This is a genomic window from Paenibacillus sp. M2 (assembly GCF_046713495.1).
Classification (GTDB): Bacteria; Bacillota; Bacilli; order Paenibacillales; family Paenibacillaceae; genus Paenibacillus; species Paenibacillus amylolyticus_B.
Map to the genome: position 1 here is coordinate 384,733 of NZ_CP169648.1, position 18,485 is coordinate 403,217.

Annotated in this window: 15 protein-coding genes; 11 read left to right on the forward strand and 4 right to left on the reverse strand. The window is 49.6% G+C overall.

All coding sequences use genetic code 11. From position 1 onward, the window contains the following. Positions 1-6: 6 nt before the first annotated feature. On the forward strand, positions 7-1,677 hold the full coding sequence (locus ACETMN_RS01900; RefSeq protein WP_411736391.1) for an ABC transporter permease: 1,671 nt from the start codon (positions 7-9) through the stop codon (positions 1,675-1,677). After that, positions 1,674-3,275, forward strand: coding sequence for an MBL fold metallo-hydrolase (locus ACETMN_RS01905; RefSeq protein WP_256975344.1), 1,602 nt, complete (start codon positions 1,674-1,676; stop codon positions 3,273-3,275). Before ACETMN_RS01900 ends, ACETMN_RS01905 begins: the two co-directional genes overlap by 4 nt. 55 nt (positions 3,276-3,330) lie before the next feature. On the opposite strand, the gene ACETMN_RS01910 is transcribed toward ACETMN_RS01905, so the two are convergent. Beyond that, positions 3,331-3,891, reverse strand: coding sequence for a GerMN domain-containing protein (locus ACETMN_RS01910; protein ID WP_091019942.1), 561 nt, complete (start codon positions 3,889-3,891; stop codon positions 3,331-3,333). A gap of 34 nt (positions 3,892-3,925) precedes the next feature. Next, the gene (locus tag ACETMN_RS01915; protein WP_091019944.1) at positions 3,926-5,338 is read right to left on the reverse strand and encodes an N-acetylmuramoyl-L-alanine amidase family protein; all 1,413 of its coding nucleotides are present in this window, start codon (positions 5,336-5,338) and stop codon (positions 3,926-3,928) included. Between the two features lie 282 nt (positions 5,339-5,620). Between ACETMN_RS01915 and ACETMN_RS01920 the strand changes: the two genes are divergently transcribed. Further along, positions 5,621-6,850 (forward strand): anhydro-N-acetylmuramic acid kinase, encoded by a 1,230-nt coding sequence (locus ACETMN_RS01920; RefSeq protein ID WP_091019946.1) that lies wholly within the window; start codon positions 5,621-5,623, stop codon positions 6,848-6,850. 125 nt (positions 6,851-6,975) lie between these two features. Further along, positions 6,976-7,815, forward strand: coding sequence for a MurR/RpiR family transcriptional regulator (locus ACETMN_RS01925; protein ID WP_036616797.1), 840 nt, complete (start codon positions 6,976-6,978; stop codon positions 7,813-7,815). Between the two features lie 154 nt (positions 7,816-7,969). On the opposite strand, the gene murQ is transcribed toward ACETMN_RS01925, so the two are convergent. Further along, entirely contained in the window at positions 7,970-8,875 is a 906-nt protein-coding gene (murQ, locus tag ACETMN_RS01930; RefSeq protein ID WP_091019947.1) for an N-acetylmuramic acid 6-phosphate etherase, read from the reverse strand. Between the two features lie 23 nt (positions 8,876-8,898). After that, positions 8,899-9,855: an N-acetylglucosamine kinase gene (locus tag ACETMN_RS01935; protein ID WP_256975353.1), complete on the reverse strand. Its 957-nt coding sequence runs from the start codon at positions 9,853-9,855 to the stop codon at positions 8,899-8,901. Between the two features lie 363 nt (positions 9,856-10,218). Here ACETMN_RS01935 and ACETMN_RS01940 point away from each other — a divergent pair, with 363 nt between their 5' ends. From ACETMN_RS01940 to nagZ, 7 genes are all read left to right on the forward strand, one after another. After that, entirely contained in the window at positions 10,219-11,571 is a 1,353-nt protein-coding gene (locus ACETMN_RS01940) for an ABC transporter substrate-binding protein (RefSeq protein ID WP_091019950.1), read from the forward strand. Positions 11,572-11,625: 54 nt separating this feature from the next. Further along, positions 11,626-12,549, forward strand: coding sequence for a carbohydrate ABC transporter permease (locus ACETMN_RS01945; RefSeq protein WP_091019952.1), 924 nt, complete (start codon positions 11,626-11,628; stop codon positions 12,547-12,549). A gap of 85 nt (positions 12,550-12,634) precedes the next feature. Further along, complete coding sequence (locus tag ACETMN_RS01950) at positions 12,635-13,468, forward strand: carbohydrate ABC transporter permease (protein ID WP_091019955.1); 834 nt, start codon at positions 12,635-12,637, stop codon at positions 13,466-13,468. A gap of 49 nt (positions 13,469-13,517) precedes the next feature. Continuing rightward, on the forward strand, positions 13,518-14,627 hold the full coding sequence (locus ACETMN_RS01955; protein WP_091019956.1) for an ABC transporter ATP-binding protein: 1,110 nt from the start codon (positions 13,518-13,520) through the stop codon (positions 14,625-14,627). 48 nt (positions 14,628-14,675) lie between these two features. Then, on the forward strand, positions 14,676-15,386 hold the full coding sequence (locus ACETMN_RS01960) for a hypothetical protein (protein ID WP_091019958.1): 711 nt from the start codon (positions 14,676-14,678) through the stop codon (positions 15,384-15,386). After that, positions 15,386-16,582 carry an exo-beta-N-acetylmuramidase NamZ domain-containing protein gene (locus ACETMN_RS01965; RefSeq protein WP_091019960.1) on the forward strand — a complete coding sequence of 399 codons (1,197 nt, stop codon included), beginning with the start codon at positions 15,386-15,388 and terminating at the stop codon, positions 16,580-16,582. The genes ACETMN_RS01960 and ACETMN_RS01965 overlap by 1 nt, the downstream gene beginning before the upstream one ends. Then, a complete protein-coding gene (gene nagZ, locus ACETMN_RS01970) occupies positions 16,575-18,332 on the forward strand; it encodes a beta-N-acetylhexosaminidase (RefSeq protein ID WP_411735694.1) in 1,758 nt (585 codons plus the stop codon). Before ACETMN_RS01965 ends, nagZ begins: the two co-directional genes overlap by 8 nt. The last annotated feature ends 153 nt before the right edge of the window (positions 18,333-18,485 follow it).

Below are 18,485 nucleotides of genomic sequence, written 5' to 3' on the forward strand. Positions count from 1 at the left end.
GTTGTAATGGACAACAACCGAATTTTTCGGAGAGTGGGCGTGATTCTGGCCCTCTTTCTGCTGACCATAAGCATTGGCGTGCCACTCTTGCTGATCTTTTGGCAAAGTGTGTATCCGGACGGACAATGGGACTGGATGGCTCCGATTCGCACGATTACGGGTCATCATCTATCAGGTGTATTGCTGAATTCCGTCTGGCTTGGCATCTGCGTTGTAGCAGTAACCACGCTGCTGGCGCTACCGTTGGCCTGGATGATGGCGAAGACCCGAATGGGCGAGCATCGCTGGGTGGATGTAATCCTGATGATTCCGTTCATGACCCCGCCGTATATCGGATCGATGGGCTGGATTCTGTTTATGCAAAAAGGGGGATACCTGCAACAATGGGTGCCTTCATCTGCAGGCTGGAGTGAGCTGTTCTTCAGCTTCTGGGGCATGGTGCTCATCATGAGCTTGCACCTGTTCCCATTCCTGTACCTGCTGCTTCGAGATGCGTTGATCCGCATCGGTGGCAATCTGGAAGAAGCGGGAGCCGTGCACGGTGCACGTGCAGGATACCGTTTCAGACGTATTATTTTACCCTTATTGTTGTCGTCTTACGGCATGGGGATCATGCTGGTCTTTGTCAAAACGATTGCGGAATTCGGAACACCGGCAACCTTCGGGCGCAAGATTGGCTATTATGTCATGACCTCCGAGATCCATAAGTACATCTCCAGTTGGCCGATTGACTTCGGCAAGGCGACTTCGCTGGCATCGGTGTTGTTGTCCGTCTGTCTGGTGATGTGGTATATGCAGTCTGCCATGAGTCGAAAGTTCACGTATCGTCTGGTTGGTGGCAAAGGGCAACGTTCGAAGCGATATTCCCTTCGTGGCGGAGCCGGATGGTTATGTGGGGCATATCTTGCAATCCTGTTGATCCTGTCGATAGGTATCCCGTATTTCTCCATCATCGCCGCTTCGACCATGAAGTTACGGGGATCGGGAATTGCTTTTGATAATCTGACCTTGGATCATTACAAAGAGCTGTTATCTTGGGGATCGGTGAGTATGAAGGCCATCGGGAACAGTCTCGGTCTATCCCTCGCGGCTTCAACCGTTGCTGTTGTTATTGGTACGGGTTTTGCGCTCGCGATCGGCAGATCATCTTCATTCATGCAGCGTGTGATTGACTTGTTCAGTCTGTTGCCAAATACGGTGCCGGGTATCGTGATGGTTGTGGGTCTGATTCTCTTCTGGAACTCACCCTGGATGCCTGTCACGTTGTATAACACCTACGGCATGGTTGTGCTCACGTACGTTGTGCTCTTCTTGCCTTACACCGTGCAGTATGTAAAATCGAGCTTTACCCAGATTGACGGAACGTTGTTCCAGGCTGGGCAAGTATTTGGAGGGAAGCCGCTGTATATTCTGCGGCGTATCTTGATACCGCTGATCCTGCCTGGCATGCTGGCCGGCTGGATGATGACCTTTACGATTGCTACCCGGGAGCTAGTAGGTTCGTTGTTAATTCTTCCGCCGTCCATGCAGACGTCAGCTACGTATATTTTTGCCCAGTTTGAACAAGGTCAGGTATCACTCGGAATGGCGATGGCCGTTGTAACTGTAGGTATGACGGTGCTGATGCTGCTTGGAATCGAACTGCTGAATTCAAAGAGAAAGTGGAATGCATCATGATCAAACTGAACGTATGGGGCGGTGCAGGGGAACATGGACGTTCCGCCTATCTCCTGAGCGGGAGCCGGTTTCGCCTTTTGCTGGATTGTGGTGTGAAAAAAGAAGGCACGGGCCAGTATCCGCTAATTGACCCGGAGATTGTCCCGCAACTGGATGCGGTGTTTTTGTCCCACGCCCATGAGGATCATTCGGTCGCCATCCCTTTGCTGTATAAGATGGGCTACCGGGGTGAAGTATGGACAACGAGAGAGACGAGGGCACAGCTGCGTACGTATTTTGCCAACTGGCGAAGATTTGCAGAACGTGTCGGAGAGAAACTCCCTTACGATGAAGCAGATGAGCAGGCTATCCGTTATCGTTATCTGGAAGATGAGGTCGTATCCCAAACCTGGTTCGAACCGATTCCCGAAGTAAAAGTGATGTGGGGCCGGAGTGGACATCTGGCTGGATCTGTGTGGTTTGGACTTGAAATGGAAGCGAAGCGGATTTTTTATTCCGGGGACTACACGTCCGAATCAATGCTTTTACAGGAGGATTGCCCAGCGGAGGCGTTCTCACGGGCAAACATGATTCGTGAAGATACGTTGTTCGATGCTCCGAGCAGTGAGCGGTGGGGTATGGAGGAACTGATCGTTATAAACAGCGGGCAAAAGGCTGGAGAATTCATAACGTCACCAGAGCAGACATCTGTTGCATCAGAAGCGTCGTCAAGAACACTTGTATCCACGGAGATACCCATGAAGCAGGGAAATTTCACATCCAATGGTGCAGATGGAGCAGTCAGAGCAAACGTAGCAGACGCTGCGCCAATATCTTCCGTCGGGCTGCTAGATCTGGCGATCGTTGATGCGGCCTACGGTACGGACCAGGATACACAGGCCGACAAACTGGAACAGCTTGAACGAGCCATTCGCCAGACGATTACTCAAGGCGGAAAGGTGCTCTTACCCATGCCTGTCGTAGGGCGTGGACAGGAGATCATACTGTGGGCACAGCAACAATTCCCGGCTGTTCCAATGGTAGTGGAACAAGGGCTGGTGGACGGTATGAAGCAGCTTATGCATGTTCCGTATTGGTTGAGGGAGAAGGGAGAGCATGTCATCGGAAGTTCGTTGAAAGACAAAATCGATTGTTTTCTGACTGGACGAGGATGGGATCTGCCTACAACTACCCAAGAGCGGGAACAACTGTTGGAACATCATGCTGCTTCGTTATGGTTTATTCCGGACGGCATGATGCAGTCCTCGCTTGCCCGTTGGTATTATAGTCAATTATCGGACAGGGAGGAGAATCTGATTCTGCTCACCGGGCATGTTGCTCATGGCACATTTGCTGATAAACTGGTACGGGTTCCTGACAAGTATGGGGTGTGTGAGGTGCGGAAAATACGATATAAAGTACATCAGGGCTGGAAGGATGTTGAACGGATGCTGCATCAGGTTCCAGCAAGGCATACGGTCCTTGTGCATGCTGACCGGGCAGAGACGGACCGATTAAAGGAAGGTTTGCTCAGAAATAGCCCGTCACCGGGAACAGTTATACATTCACTGTCTGCTGGTGACGAGCTATATGTGTGCATTGTGCATGAATCGAATTGATGCGTCAGATTGGAACGTCCCTGGGGACGTTCTTTTTCCATTGTTGCCTGATCAGTTAGGGTTCGCGATGAATGGGGTGTTCCAGTTCGGCATGGCCCATCAAACTATCAACGGCTTCACCATCCACCAGTATATCCAGGCTGTTCACTTCATCAAATTGAAACATCGTTGTTGTTAAAGCTTCCAATGCGAGCAATTCTCCACTGGTACCAAGATTGGCTTCAGCGGGAATATGAACATCCAAAGTCACTGTACCCTCAGCATATTGAATAGAGAGCAATTCCACCTGCTCCCAGAGGGAAACAAGCTCCGAATCGGTGTTCGTTTGCAACGCTGCAAATGTTTTTTCATATTTTTCGGAGTCATCCTTGTACTCAATTTCCTGCTCTGTTTTCTCAAGCGCCAGTACCTGAGAATCTGCCAAATATACATCGACGACTTGTGTATTCATTGTGCCCAGGTCCACTTTCGTTTCGGATGGGTTTGGTGACTGCGTCTGTCCTCCCTGAACAGCAGGTTCATTCGAACCGGATTGGCTCACTGGCTTCTGGGCACATCCAACTCCGATAAGGATCAAGCATGATAATATAAGTGCACAACCTAGCTTCTTATTCAAAGAATCACTTCCTTTATCTGATTTATTTGATGATTTATAGGTTCAAATACTCCTTGATTCCATCGGCTATCGCTTGAGCGGCTTTCATCTGAACAACCTCGGATGACATCAGTTCTTCATCGAGCACATTACTCAAGAATCCCACTTCCAAAAGCACTGCAGGCATGGTCGTGTCTCGGATTACTTCCAAGTTGCCATTTTTCACACCACGATCTCTGAGACCCATGGCTTTCACCAAACGTTGATGAATGATAGTGGCTAATTCCTTGCTATTACTGCGTTGATAATAATATGTCTCCGTACCTGTGGCTTGGGGAGCAGACTTTACGCTATTGCCATGGATAGATACAAATACATCCGCATTTAATTGATTGGCGAGCTGAACACGCTCAGGGCGGGTCGGATAGGTATCACCTTCACGAGTCATCACCAATTCGATATTGGGTTCATTTAGCAACAGGGCCTGTACTTTGTGAGCCAATGCCAGATTGTATTCCTTTTCGGGTTTGTTCGTGATGCTATTCGTCCCCGGGTCACTCCCACCGTGTCCTGGATCGATGACCACAACCTTGCGTCCTGAATCACCTACTGGAGTGACTGGAGCAGGTGTGACATTGTCTCCCGCAACATTAAGATCAATAATCAGTTTATCGGCAATGACGTTCTGGCTGTACTGGACATCCTTCACATTATTCAATTCTACGACAATGCGAACTTGCGCCGGATCTCGTTTGAACAGTGAATATCTCACTTCTGTCACATTGGGATAACCACTCACATCCAACTTGCCATTGAGTCCTTGATCCAGCGGTTGGGAGATATCACCAAAGGCGGTTCCAGGCAAGTCCACAACCAAACGATCAGGGTACTTGAGGGTCGTTACTATTGGCTGAACGGCTCCATCCGTGGATAACACGAGCTGATTATTGGCAAATTGGATATCGGTAACCTGGGCGTTAGACGTTGAATCTCCTTTTCCAGAACTGTTGCCTGGATCGATAGCAGGTCCCTTACTGGTGTTTGTTAAGTATACGATCTTGTCTTGATTATTCCATCTTACCTTAAGCCCCATTTGTTCACTGACAAATCGAATGGGCACCACCAGCGTATTGTTCAAAATTTGCGGTGCTGTGTTCAAAGTGACTTGTTTGTCAGCAACCAGGGCTTGCTTTTGATCCACGGTTAGGGAAATCGTCTGTTGGTCTTGCTGAATTTTTACAGTGCGTGCTTGTTGGTTCCAATCGACTTTGAATTTCAAATTTTCGGCAACGACACGAATCGGAATCATCACGTTTTTATTGATAATCGTCACCTGTACATCACTTGGGAGGACTAATTCCTCTCCATCCATAAAAATTTTCGACGTGCTTGCAGCGGCATTTCCCTGATTAGGGAGCAAAACGAGTAAGAACAGACTCAAAAACAGTAGTAAAATGGTTTTCTTCATTATGCACCTCGACTAGTATTAGATCTATATCTGACTACCAAAATATACCTACATATTATAAACGGTAAAAATGTAAAAATGTTTCTCTTCTGATATCTAATTATCAATTGATGGAATAAAACATGATGTGTGATCGCAAATGGGATGAATATCTCTCTTTTTATTTTCAATGTTGTAATTAAATTTCATATAATGTTTGACTTGTGAAATTTAATATCATATACTGGGTGAAATTATGGCAGGATGACGTGTTCATCAGGTCTTGCAGGAGGTTGGAAATGGATGGATACAGGCAGCTATCCGATGTGGGAGAAGTATCGGTTGAAGCAGGAGCATTTGGTCATCGGACTAATGTCAGGGACGTCTCTGGACGGAACAGACGCGGCGCTGGTGCGTATTCAAACCGATATGAGTGGGGCATTACAGCAGATCGAGCTGGTTGATTTCGTATGTGTGCCGTATTCGAATGGATTGAGAGACGTACTGATCCGATTATGTTCACCGGGGACAGCTCGTATCGACGAGCTGACAGCCGCACATTTTGGTGTATCGGAGTGGTATGCACATAGTGTTACGGAACTGATGCAGTCTGCCGGTATCTCAACACAGCAAGTGGATGTGATTAGCATGCATGGGCAGACGGTATGGCATGCGCCTGTAGCATCCGCATTTCCAGGGCCAACGGGGGCAAGTATTGATGTGGTATCGACATTGCAGATCGGTGAATGTGCTGTTGTTCGAGAACGGACAGGACTGCCCGTGATTGGCAACCTGCGAGCCAGGGATATGGCGGCTGGTGGGGAAGGTGCCCCGCTTACGCCTTATGTGGACGCTCTGATGTTTCGAAGCCCGACAGAAGGGCGGCTAGTGCAGAATATCGGTGGCATTGGCAATGTGACGGTGCTTCCCTCCGAGTCATCTACCGAAGGAATTTCGGCATTTGATACGGGACCGGGGAATATGGTGATGGACGCCCTTGTTCGACAGGCAACGGATGGGCGGCAGCATTATGATCCGAATGGAAGTATTGCCGCACAGGGGAAGGTCGATCAGCGTCTGGTAGAACTGTGCTTGGAGGATGAGTATTTCAAAAGACTTCCACCGAAAAGTACCGGGCGAGAAGTATATGGAACAGCGTACGCAGTGAGACTGATGGGGATGGCCGCAGCGCGTTCCTTATCTCTTGAAGATACGCTGGCTACTGCCACCTGTCTGACCGCGGAGACCATCGTGCGTGCAGTGAAGGATTTTATCCTGCCCAAGGTGCAAATATCGGCCATGCTCGCGTGCGGTGGTGGTACTTCCAATGCCACGTTAATGGAAATGATCCGTCAGAGACTACCGAAGGATATCCGTTTGGAACGAACAGCAGATTATGGTATACCCGATGATGCTCGGGAAGCCATTGGATTTGCTTTACTTGGCCATGAGGCACTTATGGGAAGAACTAATACACTCCCGGCAGTAACCGGCGCGAAACACGCCGTAATCTCGGGCAATCTAACACTCTAGTGAGGTATGACTTTAATTAGAGTTCAGTTATGGAAGGGCGAGGAATTCGATTAGACGCGAGTGGAATTATAAGATAAAATGCTTGTACATGAATGCAGTACGGAAAGGAGGAGCGAATGGAAGGCATGAAAGGTGGACTTGTACGTTTACGCGCATTAATGGATGACTTGACCCCGTCCGAACGGAAGATCGGAGCTTATATTCTCGATCACCCGCAAGAAACTGTTCAATCCTCGGTGGCCCAGTTGTCTGAACGGAGTGGAGGCAGCCCAGCTGCCATTATCCGTCTCTGCAAATCACTGGGTGTAACGGGTTTTCAGGAGCTGAAGCTGAAGATTGCCGGAGATTTGCAGACGAGTGAGCCATATCAATATACGGAGATTCGTCCCCAGGACTCCATGGAGAGCATTATTCAGCATGTGTCCGCAAACAATATTCAGTCGGTGAAGGATACGGTTCATATTCTGGACCCACGTCTGGTGGAAAAAGCTGTGGACGTGCTTCATCAGGCAAACCGGATCTTTTTCTATGGAGTAGGGGCCTCCAACCTGATTGCGCTGGATGCACATTACAAGTTCATGCGAATCAATCGCACAAGCTTTTCGTTCGCCGATCCGCATATGCAGATTTCGTCCGCAACGACGCTTCGTGAGGATGATGCGGTTGTATGTATCTCGTATTCAGGGGAGACGTCGAACGTAATCTCCTGTCTCAAGCATGCTCATGATGGTGGTGCAGCGACAATCAGCATTACCAAGTGGGGCAGCAATACACTCAGTAGTATGGCGGATGTGCCCCTGATGATTACTTCCACTGAAAGTGATATTCGGAGCGGAGCAACTTCGTCACGGATTGCACAGCTGAACGTGATCGACATTTTGTATCTGGCGATTGCCAGCCGGGATTACAACCAGTCGGTGGAGTATTTGGAGAAGAGCCGACAGGCTATTCTGGAGCACAAGTGAAGTAGAACCATATGAATCCCTTTCTGTTTATGCAGGAGGGGATTTTTTGACGGATGATATCCGCTTTTAGAATAAAAAAATAAAAAAAGAGCCCAGACTAATGTCTAATGTTGGGCTCCTCTCTTTCAACCTCTAATAATACCCCTTGTACGGCTCAGGAAGGCCCCGCAATGGCGCTACGGACAAATCCGTCAGCCAGATCAAGCCTGTGCTGGGCTTCCGTTGCGTCCACACCTGCCATCAGCATGACGATTGCCGTTTTTACATGACCGTCTGCACCGGTAAAAGCCTCTTCAATATCCGCTTCATTCGCTCCGGTTGCCAGATGGATCATGCGTTTGGCCCGATGGACAAGCTTTTCGTTCGAAGGGTTCAGATCAACCATGAAATTACGGTAAACCTTGCCCAGACGAATCATGGCGGTAGTGGTGAGCATGTTCAGAATCATTTTCTGGGCGCTGCCTGCCTTCATACGTGTTGAACCCATGACAACCTCTGGGCCGACAACAGCCTCAATGCTCACATCAGCCAACAGGGTCATCGGCGTGCCTGAATTATTGCTCAGGCTGATCACCGTAGCCCCGATCTCCTTGGCATGTCTCATCGCACCCAGCACATACGGCGTTCGTCCACTGGCTGCAATGCCAACCACGACATCGTTTTTGTCTAAGCCATGTTCATCAAGGTCGGCAGCTCCCAACTCCTCATTATCTTCAGCACCTTCAACCGGGTCCTTCACTGCCCGGAATCCCCCTGCAATAATACCCTGTACCATGGATGGCGGGGTTCCGAAGGTAGGCGGGCATTCAGAAGCGTCAAGTATTCCTAATCGTCCACTGGTACCTGCGCCTACATAAAAAAGCCTGCCGCCAGACTGAAACGCCTCCAAGATCCGATCCGCAGCTTGAGCAATGACCGGAATGAGGGGCTGAATGAGCTCCGCAATCCGTTGATCTTCCTTATTAATGAGCTCCATAATTTCTGCCGAAGGCAATTCATCTATATGATCCGTTAGTGGATTGGGTTGTTCTGTTAGTAGTGAATTCAGCATGTGATTCATCCGTATGGCCTCCTTCTCTCTTTTTAAAATGATTCATTCAGGGAACAGCGTTTTCTTGCCAGTTGTGCTGCGCCAACCGCTGGAGCGGGGGCATCTTCACGATATACAAAGTCCAACTCTCCATAATATTCAGATAACTTCTGAATAAATGTATTTCGGAAAAGTGCAGCGTATCGAAACAGTGATCCGGACAGGACAACCGGAGTGGATTCAAATTCGGGATGACGGGCAACCAGCGCCTTGGCGGTATCCGCCAATTGTGAGGCTTCGTCGATGATCAGTGCGCGGGCGGCCTCATCCCCGAGTTCAGCAGCTTCTATAGCTAGGGGGGCGATGGATGCGGTCTCGGTTTTGCCCCAATCCGTCTGATACACTCGCGTCTTTAGCTCCGATATATCCCGAAGGCTCAGATTCTTTAGAAGAAGCGGGGTTAAACAGGTTGGAGGAAGAACACCGTCATAACTCTGCATAACCACTTGGAGTGCACGCTGCCCAATACGATAGCCGCTCCCCTCATCTCCGAGCAGATGACCCCAGCCTCCTGCACGGTATCGCTCTCCTTCCAGCGTAAATCCGTACACGATGGACCCCGTTCCAGAGATGCATAATACACCGTGCGTATGTCCGAGAGAGGCCATCAGAGCAATCTCTCCTTCGGATACAACCCAGACGGGACAACCTTCTGATGCCTGTTGATTACGACTCTTCATATAGTTATTTACTGCTTTGGCTATAAGTTGCCGTTCTTGGATCGTATCTACACCTGACATACCAAGGCATATACCCTCACAATTTGTCGATAAATCACTTATTAGATTAAATAGCTGTTCCAGCAATCGTTGCAGTTCGGAAATGGCCTGTTCAGTTGATACGGTGTGAGGATTCGTGGGACCGCCGCTGAGTCGGGCGAGAATTTCACCAGATTCAGAAATGATTGCTGCATCAGTATTGGTACCGCCTCCATCTACGCCTACATACACTCGCAAAGTGGTTCACCTCGCTTGCTTGGGTTTTCTTTTTACATAGTATAGTTGCATGAAAAGAAAAAGTAAAATTAAATTTTATAATAAAAAATAATGTTGAATTTTTATTTTACAACTCATATAATGAATTCAATCTACAATTTTGGAAGGAATTAATACTGTTAATGTCAATTAAGTTGACGTTAATATTGCATTTAAGAGATTTAGCCTGCGACTGGCAGGCCCAATCTACAGGGGAGGTGCTTTTCCTTACTGCCACGTGTATAGGTGGATGGCGTTTGAAGGCCGAATGATCACAAAGGGGTAGCATGGTTAGGCAAATGAAAGAATCGGAAGATGACATGCAAAGGAGATGAAGGGATGAAAAAGAAGGGTCTGGTATGGACAATGTTGTTGATGATGGTCTTGGTTACTGCCTGTGGGAGTAGCGGAGGTGCTGCTTCGGATGACCCGAATGCCGATGATACGGTAACGGTATGGACCTATCCTGTACATGGCACATATGAAGATGAACTGAAGGATCTAATCTCTGATTTCAATAAAGAACACCCGAATATTACCGTGAAGACGGAAATGCTCTCCTGGGCGGAAGGGCCCAAAAAATTCGATGTCGCTTTGAACGCGGGTAACCCGCCAGATCTTTACTTTCATAGTGTAGACGGCACATATGTGAATACGGGATTGGCACTTGAGCTGGACAGTTACCTGACATCTGTGATCAAGGACGACTACCTGCCGGGTACGCTGGATTTAGGCCAGATTCAGGGGAAACAGTATGGACTGCCCTTGTATCAATTCCAATGGGCTTGGGGTGGTAACAAACGCATTCTGGAGGAAGCGGGCATTGATTGGAAGTCCATTCAACAAAATGGCTGGACCTGGTCCGAATTCAACGATGCTGCTGCCAAGCTGACCAAAACGCTGGATGGCGGGGCCAAGCAATATGCACTGGTTACCGACGGAACCTCGCTTGACTTCATTGAAATGCTGTCCCGGAACAACGGGATGATTGATGTTCTTGATAAAGACGGCACGTTCCAATGGAATGATGGTCGCATTCTGGATACTCTCTCTTTTATCAAAAACCTGATGGATCAAGGGTATATGCCGAAGGAAACGGCGGCTCTTGCTCCAGCAAAACGGACGGATATGTTCTACGCGGGGGAAACGGCGATTATCTCCAAAGCGATTCCTTATTATGATGTGATGATTCAGAACCGCAACAAGGACATCGATGATGGCAAGGTGCAAGGAGAGAAAATTGATTTTGTCCTGCTGCCTGTACCGCATAATGATGATCAACCTGCGGCCACAACAATGGGTGGCGAAGGGTATGTAGCCTTCAAACAGAAGAAGGACAAAGGTGAACAGCATGCCAAAAATACCTTCTTGGTGATGGAGGCGCTTAGTGGTGCCAAAGCAGGGAACTCGGCCAATGAACTGGCGCTCCCATTCGTAAGACAATCCCAAGTGGAACTGTTTAAAGGAAAAGAGCTTGGTCAAGCGGATAATCTGGCCGCTGCGAAAGTCATGGCAGAGAATATCGCGATGCCGGTAGTGCTTGAACTGGATATCGACAAAGCATCTCAGCAAAAACAATTCAAGGAACAGGTTGTGAAGCCTAATATTCAGGCGCTGTTCTCGGGTGAAAAATCACCGGAACAGATCGCAGAAGATTTCAAGAGCAAGGGCGAGCAGATGTTTGGACAATAACTCGACAATCAAACATAACGTAAAACCACACTGATTAGGAGAGGAGGATTCGCCATGCAGACCGCCCTTGCGCCAAAGCCGTCCGTGCCCCGGACTTCCCGGGTTGCCCGGTTTTGGCGGGACTACGGGTGGGCGTATATGTTTATTTTGGCGCCTGTCCTGCTGTTTCTCATTTTCACACTGTATCCCGTACTAACAGCTCTCGTGATGAGCTTCCAGAAATACAACATTATGAATTCGACGTGGGTTGGATTGGACAACTACGAGCGACTGGTGAAGGATGAGACGTTCTGGAAATCGATTAAAAATACGGTGATCTTCACCGTAGGCACAGTCCCGGTCAATATTCTCATTACATTTGTACTGTCCTATTTCATCTATCAAATGAAAAGCAAATGGCAGACATTTTTCAAAGCTACCATGTATCTGCCTGCGGTAGCCTCCGGGGTAACCATATCCATTGTATGGCTGGCGATCTTTGACCCGACGGATTCGGGGCTGCTCAACCGTTTTCTCGGCTTGTTTGGCCTTGATCCAGTGATCTGGCTCGGCCAGTCGGGAACGGCACTCTTTTCCCTCATTCTAATGAACTGGCTCGGATCGCACGGAGCGGGCATTATTCTGTATCTGGCAGCCATGGGCGGTATTCCGAAATCGCTGTACGAAGCGGCGGATATTGATCATGCCAGCGGCTGGACCCAGTTCAGCAAGATTACATGGCCGCTACTCAAACCAACGACGCTGTATCTGCTCGTTACAGGTGTGATCACGTCTTTCCAGGTGTTTATCTCGGTATATCTGATGACACAGGGTGGACCAAACTTTGCGACAACTACAATCGCTTATCTGATCTACGAGACGGCATTCAAGTTCTATGAGTTCGGATTGGCTTCGGCTCAGTCGTTCGTACTGGCGATTATCATCATAGTCATCTCCGTCATACAGTTCAAATATTTCTCCAGCGATATTGAGTATTAGAGGTAGTTCAACTGAAAACCGCTCTTTTTGAACACGTATTAGAGGTAGGCATGTCGCATTAAGCATCCGGGGGTGAATGAAATCCATGAAATCAACACAGAAAAAGATCCTGCTCGTAGTTGCATCCATCCTGCTGGTGGTCTGGGCGCTGGTGACGGTCATCCCGATGTATTGGATGCTCGTCGGTTCGGTGCAGGATAGTGCGATGTCGGCTTCGTTTAAACCACAGATGATTTCGGAGCAGTTGTCGTTATCACCATATGAGCGCTTTTTTGCCAAAACTGATGCCTGGCGCTGGTTATACAATTCGCTGCTCATCTCGATCATTCTGACCGTAACCAATGTATTTTTCGCCTCCCTGGCGGGGTATGCGTTTGCCAAACTAAAGTTTCCGGGGAGTCAGGCGGTATTCTGGACTTTGCTTGGGACCATGATGATTCCGGCACAGGTGACGCTGATTCCTTTGTACATTCTGATGGTCAACGTGTTTGACCTGGGGGATACCTATACGGCCATTATTCTGCCTGCTGCCGTTAGTGTGGGCAACATTTTCTTGATGAAACAGTTCATGTCTACGCTGCCCACATCGCTGATACATGCGGCACGTATCGATGCATGCAGCGAGTTCGGCATCTTCTGGAAAGTCATTCTGCCGATGGCAAAGCCGGGAATCGCGGTGCTGGCGATATTCACGTTTGTCGCTTCGTGGAACGAATTCTTCTGGCCGTTCCTCATTACCAATTCCAACGAGATGCGTACCATTCAGGTGGGGCTAGCTTCGTTTGTATTTGCCGAATCAACTGATTTCGGCGCAATGATGGCGGGGGCAACAATAGGTGCACTGCCGATGATCATTCTGTTTTTCTCACTGCAACGTTACTTCCTGCAGGGCATTACGATCGGTGCGGTAAAAGGTTAAGTTGAACTGTTAGTTCAGGACAAGCGACAACGTAAAGGGGGATCTACCTATGGCACGCGTGGAGTTTCGCCAAGTGCGCAAAGAATTCAAAGACGATCATAAAGGAACGTTCACGGCTGTGGCCGGCTCGGACTTTGTTATAGAAGATAAGGAATTCGTAGTGTTTGTGGGTCCTTCGGGCTGTGGCAAGACAACGTCACTGCGGATGATTGCCGGACTTGAAAAGCAAACAAGCGGTGATATTGTCATCGGTGACCGGCTTGTTAACGATCTGCATCCGAAGGATCGGGATATCGCGATGGTGTTTCAGGATTATGCACTCTATCCGCATATGACCATCCGTGAAAATCTTTCCTTTGGCCTGAAAAATCTGAAAAAGCCAAAGTCCTATATTGATGAACAGGTACAGAATGCGGCCTCCATTCTGGGACTGGAAGCGATGCTGGAGCGCAAACCACGCGAGCTGTCTGGTGGTCAGCGCCAGCGTGTTGCGGTAGGACGGGCGATCGTCCGTGATCCGCAGGTGTTTTTATTCGACGAACCACTGTCCAATCTGGATGCCAAGTTGCGGGTACAGATGCGGGTGGAGTTGGGTGAGCTGCATAAACGTCTCGGTGCCACGATTGTGTACGTGACACATGATCAAGTAGAAGCCATGACACTTGGGGAACGCATCGTGGTTATGAATCATGGAGACATTCAGCAGGTGGCTTCACCAAGGGAACTGTATGCGAGTCCGCGGAATATGTTTGTTGCCGGTTTTATTGGTTCCCCGGCGATGAACTTCATTGATGCGCGGATTGAAGGTACACAGGTTGTCATCGAGGGAGCCTCATTCACCTTGCCAGCCGATGTGCTTGCTCGTTTGCAGAGCCATCAGGGCAAGCCGGTGATTATGGGACTGCGCCCAGAGCATATTTTTGGTGACGATGTCGCTCCGAATATCCCGACAGACCATATGCTGCAGGCGCGAGTTCAGGTTGTAGAGCATCTGGGCTCCGAGAATTTGGTGTATTTCCATTCCGGTGCCCGTACGGTTACAGCCAAGGTTCATCCGGAAACACATGCATATGTAGGAATGGACAAAAATTTTGTGCTGGACTTGCGTAAGGCGCACTTTTTCGATCCAGAGACGGAGCTTGCGATTGGACGGGAATAAAAGACGAGGCCTGGCGAAGAAGGAACGGTTAGAAAGGAGAGGGTGAAGATGCGTAAGCTGAGTGAAGTGTTGATCAAGTCAGGTGCAGAAATCTATCGGGATATTATTCCGGTAGCCTTGTACAGTGTCGTTAGCTCCATCGTATTGGTTCCCATTCTGATGTTTGCTCCACTGCCAATCGCGGTGCTGCTTCTGGCCTTGATATATATGCCCATCCTGTTCGGTGTCAGTTATGCCGTACATCATAGGCTGGAACGCAAGGAACGCCGCAATGGGCTTAAGGATATCTGGAACGGAACGATGCAGGGATTCATCCCGGGAGGGGCAGTAGGTGTGCTTTTCGCCGTGCTTGGTTTCATTCTCTGGTCAACCTGGTGGTATTACGGCGGACAGGGCGGGATTACAGGTACAGCGGTAGGCGTATTCCAGACGTTCTTTGTTCTCATGGCGCTGATGTCACAGTTCTATACTTGGCAGCTTGTTTTACAAAAGAACATGGGCATCCTTCAGGCGATGGGGGAAAGTGTAAAGCTGTTCTTCCGTCACCCGGGGTATACGATGGGCGCTTGTTTTCAGGCGCTATGTCTGACGGCTCTGCTGCTGCTGACGGTTGTTGGCTTTGGAGCGCTGTTCGCGGGGATGTTTGCCATCTATCAGCATAAGGTGGCTCGCAATGTGCTGGAGCCTGAAGAGGAACCTGTCGTAACAGGCGGTAATGATCACCAGCATACAGGGTGGATCAGCCAGGGGAATGTGTAATGGGTCGGTTGAATGGAAGCGAGCAGATTCCGGCTGTAAAAACGGGAGTTGACCTTCTGGCGAGAGGGTTATCGCATCCATGGTTAACAGGTGCTCGAATCGGTCTAATTACGAATCCGACTGGAATTACAGCGGATTTTGTATCGACCATAGATGTGTGCACAGGACTGGCTAATGCCGAGCTTACAGCGCTCTACGCCTGTGAGCACGGACTGGATGGAGAACTTCAGGCGGGTGTCAGATTCGGAGACATGCGTCATCCGCGTCTGGACATTCCGATGTTCAGTCTGTATGGAGATCACAAGAAGCCTACGCCTGCAATGCTGGCTGGAGTCGATACGGTCCTGTTTGACATTCAGGATGTGGGCATCCGTTATTACACGTATGTCTCAACCTTGTTCCATATGATGGAGGTCTGCGCTGGAGCAGGCAAACGTATGCTGATTCTGGACCGTCCCAATCCACTGGGTGGAAACGTTGTGGAAGGCGGTGTACTGAACGCGGGGTATGAATCACTCGTTGGCGCTTGGCGTGTCCCTGTACGTACCGGATTGACGGTAGGTGAACTCGCCCTGATGGTCAACAGCGAGATGGATGTACCTTGCGAATTGGACGTGATTGCGATGGAAGGTTGGCAGCGTTCCATGAGGTTCACGGATTGCCAGCTTCCCTGGATGTTGCCCTCCCCCAATATGCCTACGCTGGATAGCGTGCAGGTATATGCGGGCACATGCCTGTTCGAAGGCACTAATGTATCGGAGGGCAGGGGCACGACCCGCCCATTCGAGTGGATTGGAGCCCCCTGGATTGAGGGTGAGCGATTGGCGGAACGATTTCGGGAATACAAGCTGGAAGGTGTGCATGTGCATCCAGTGTACATGTCCCCAACATTCTCCAAACATGCAGGTGAGCTGTGTGGTGGTGTAAGGATTTTTGTAACGGACAGCAGGAAATTCCGGGCGGTAGAGACAGGGTTGATGCTTTTGCATGAACTGGTGTCACTCTATCCGGAGCAATTCTGCTGGCTGGAGCCACCAGAGCCGGGTTCGAGGTACTTTATCGACCTGTTGACAGGGGGGAAGGCAGTCAGGGAAACCATTCATGACCGTGCGGATTTCATTCGTTTAATGGATGCGTGGAAGGTACAGGCAGCAGAATGGAAGGAGCGGCGAAAGCCGTTTTTGTTATATGAATGAACGGATGTTTGTTAGCGGAGGGAGGCATGAAATGAGTGGGCAAAAAGAGTTATACCAGTTGAGGCTGAAACAGATGACTTTGCGTGAGAAAGTTGGGCAAATGCTGCTTTGTGGCTTTCATGGCACTGAAGCTGCTGGCGATGTGGAACCCTTTCTTCGAAAGTATCCAATCGGTGGCGTGATCTATTTTGCACGCAACGTTGAGTCGCCAGAGCAAGTAGAGCGGTTATCGTCAGGGCTACAGCAGATTGCCAAAAGCAGCGGTAATGTGCCGCTCTGGATATCCATTGATCAGGAGGGCGGCATGGTTGCACGAATTACCGAAGGAATCGCCTTGATGCCTGGACCAATGGCCATTGCCGCTGCCGGTTCCATAGACGATGCGTATCAGGCGGCATATATCAGTGGGTTGGAGCTGAAATCCATGGGCATTAATATGAACTTTGCTCCGGTATTGGATGTGAACAATAACGCGGCGAATCCGGTCATCGGTGTACGATCATTCGGTGAATCCCCACAATCCGTTGCAGAATATGGGGCCAGAAGCATTGCGGGGATACAGGACGCCGGGATTGCAGCGACAGCCAAGCACTTCCCGGGGCATGGGGATACGGACACCGATTCTCATCTGGACCTGCCGATCATCACTCATAATCGTGATCGGGTAGAGCGCCTGGAGTTGATTCCCTTCCGCGCCGCCATCGCCGAAGGTGTCGATGCCATGATGTCGGCGCATATTTATTTCCCTGCACTGGAGCCAGAAGGTCTGCCCGTAACGCTATCGCATACTGTATTAAGCGGTCTGCTTCGCCAGGAACTGGGTTATGAGGGCATGATCGTGACAGATTGCATGGAGATGGATGCCATTGCGGTGAACTACGGCACGGTCGATGCAGCTGTGATGGCGGTAGAGGCCGGAGCGGATCTGGTGTTAATTAGCCATACGGCCAAGCTTCAGGCAGAGGCTTTTGAAGCGTTGCTAGCAGCTGTGGCGAGCGGGCGGATTAGCGAAAGGCGTATTGACGAGTCGGTAACCCGCTTGCTGATGTACAAGGCGAAACGTGGTTTGTTGGAGAGTGGAACGGGCGGTGCAGATGATGACGAAGTGAATAGTGTATTCTCAAATGCACCCTCCCTGAATTCATCAAAGGATCTTTCACATTCCAGCGGGTCTGAGCGCAACAGTTCATTACACCAAGAGGTTGCCCGCCGAATTAGCGAGAACAGTATCACGCTGGTACGCGATCAGCTGAATATGCTGCCTTTGAAGCCGGAACGCACACTGGTCATAACGGTTGCCACGTCCGTGACGACGATTGCAGATGAACAGCTGAGTCAGACGTTCACCTTGGGCTCAGCTTTATCCAAGTATGGTCTGGATGTTGTTGATCGGGTGGTTACGCCCGAGGAAGTTGCCATTCGTTCCGCACGTCTGCTTCAAGCTGCGGAAGAGGATGGCGTTCGGCAGATTGTGGTAGGGACCTACAATGCGGGGAGCCCTTCCGGTGATCCACAGTGCCGACTAATCGGCTGGTTGCAGCAACTGGGCAAGCCATTGGCAGTTGTGGCACTGCGAAGTCCCTATGATCTGCTTGCAATTCCGGATGCCCAAGTCTATGTAGCGGCTTACGAGAGCCGACTACTTGCCATGGATAGCGTCGCTCAGGCGCTGATGGGGCGCATTCCTTTTGCTGGGAAACTTCCTGTAACATTAAAGCAGACAGATGATGAAAGAGCGGATGTCTCCTAGGCAGTGATAAGAATATGAGTACATCTGCCTTTTGAGGATGGAGAAGAGATGAATTGTGGGTTGAGCGAAACGGAAATGTGAGTTGTTAAAATGAAAACATATATAGAGCAAAGAGACGATCCTTTAAAGGACCGTCTCTTTGTGCTGTATATA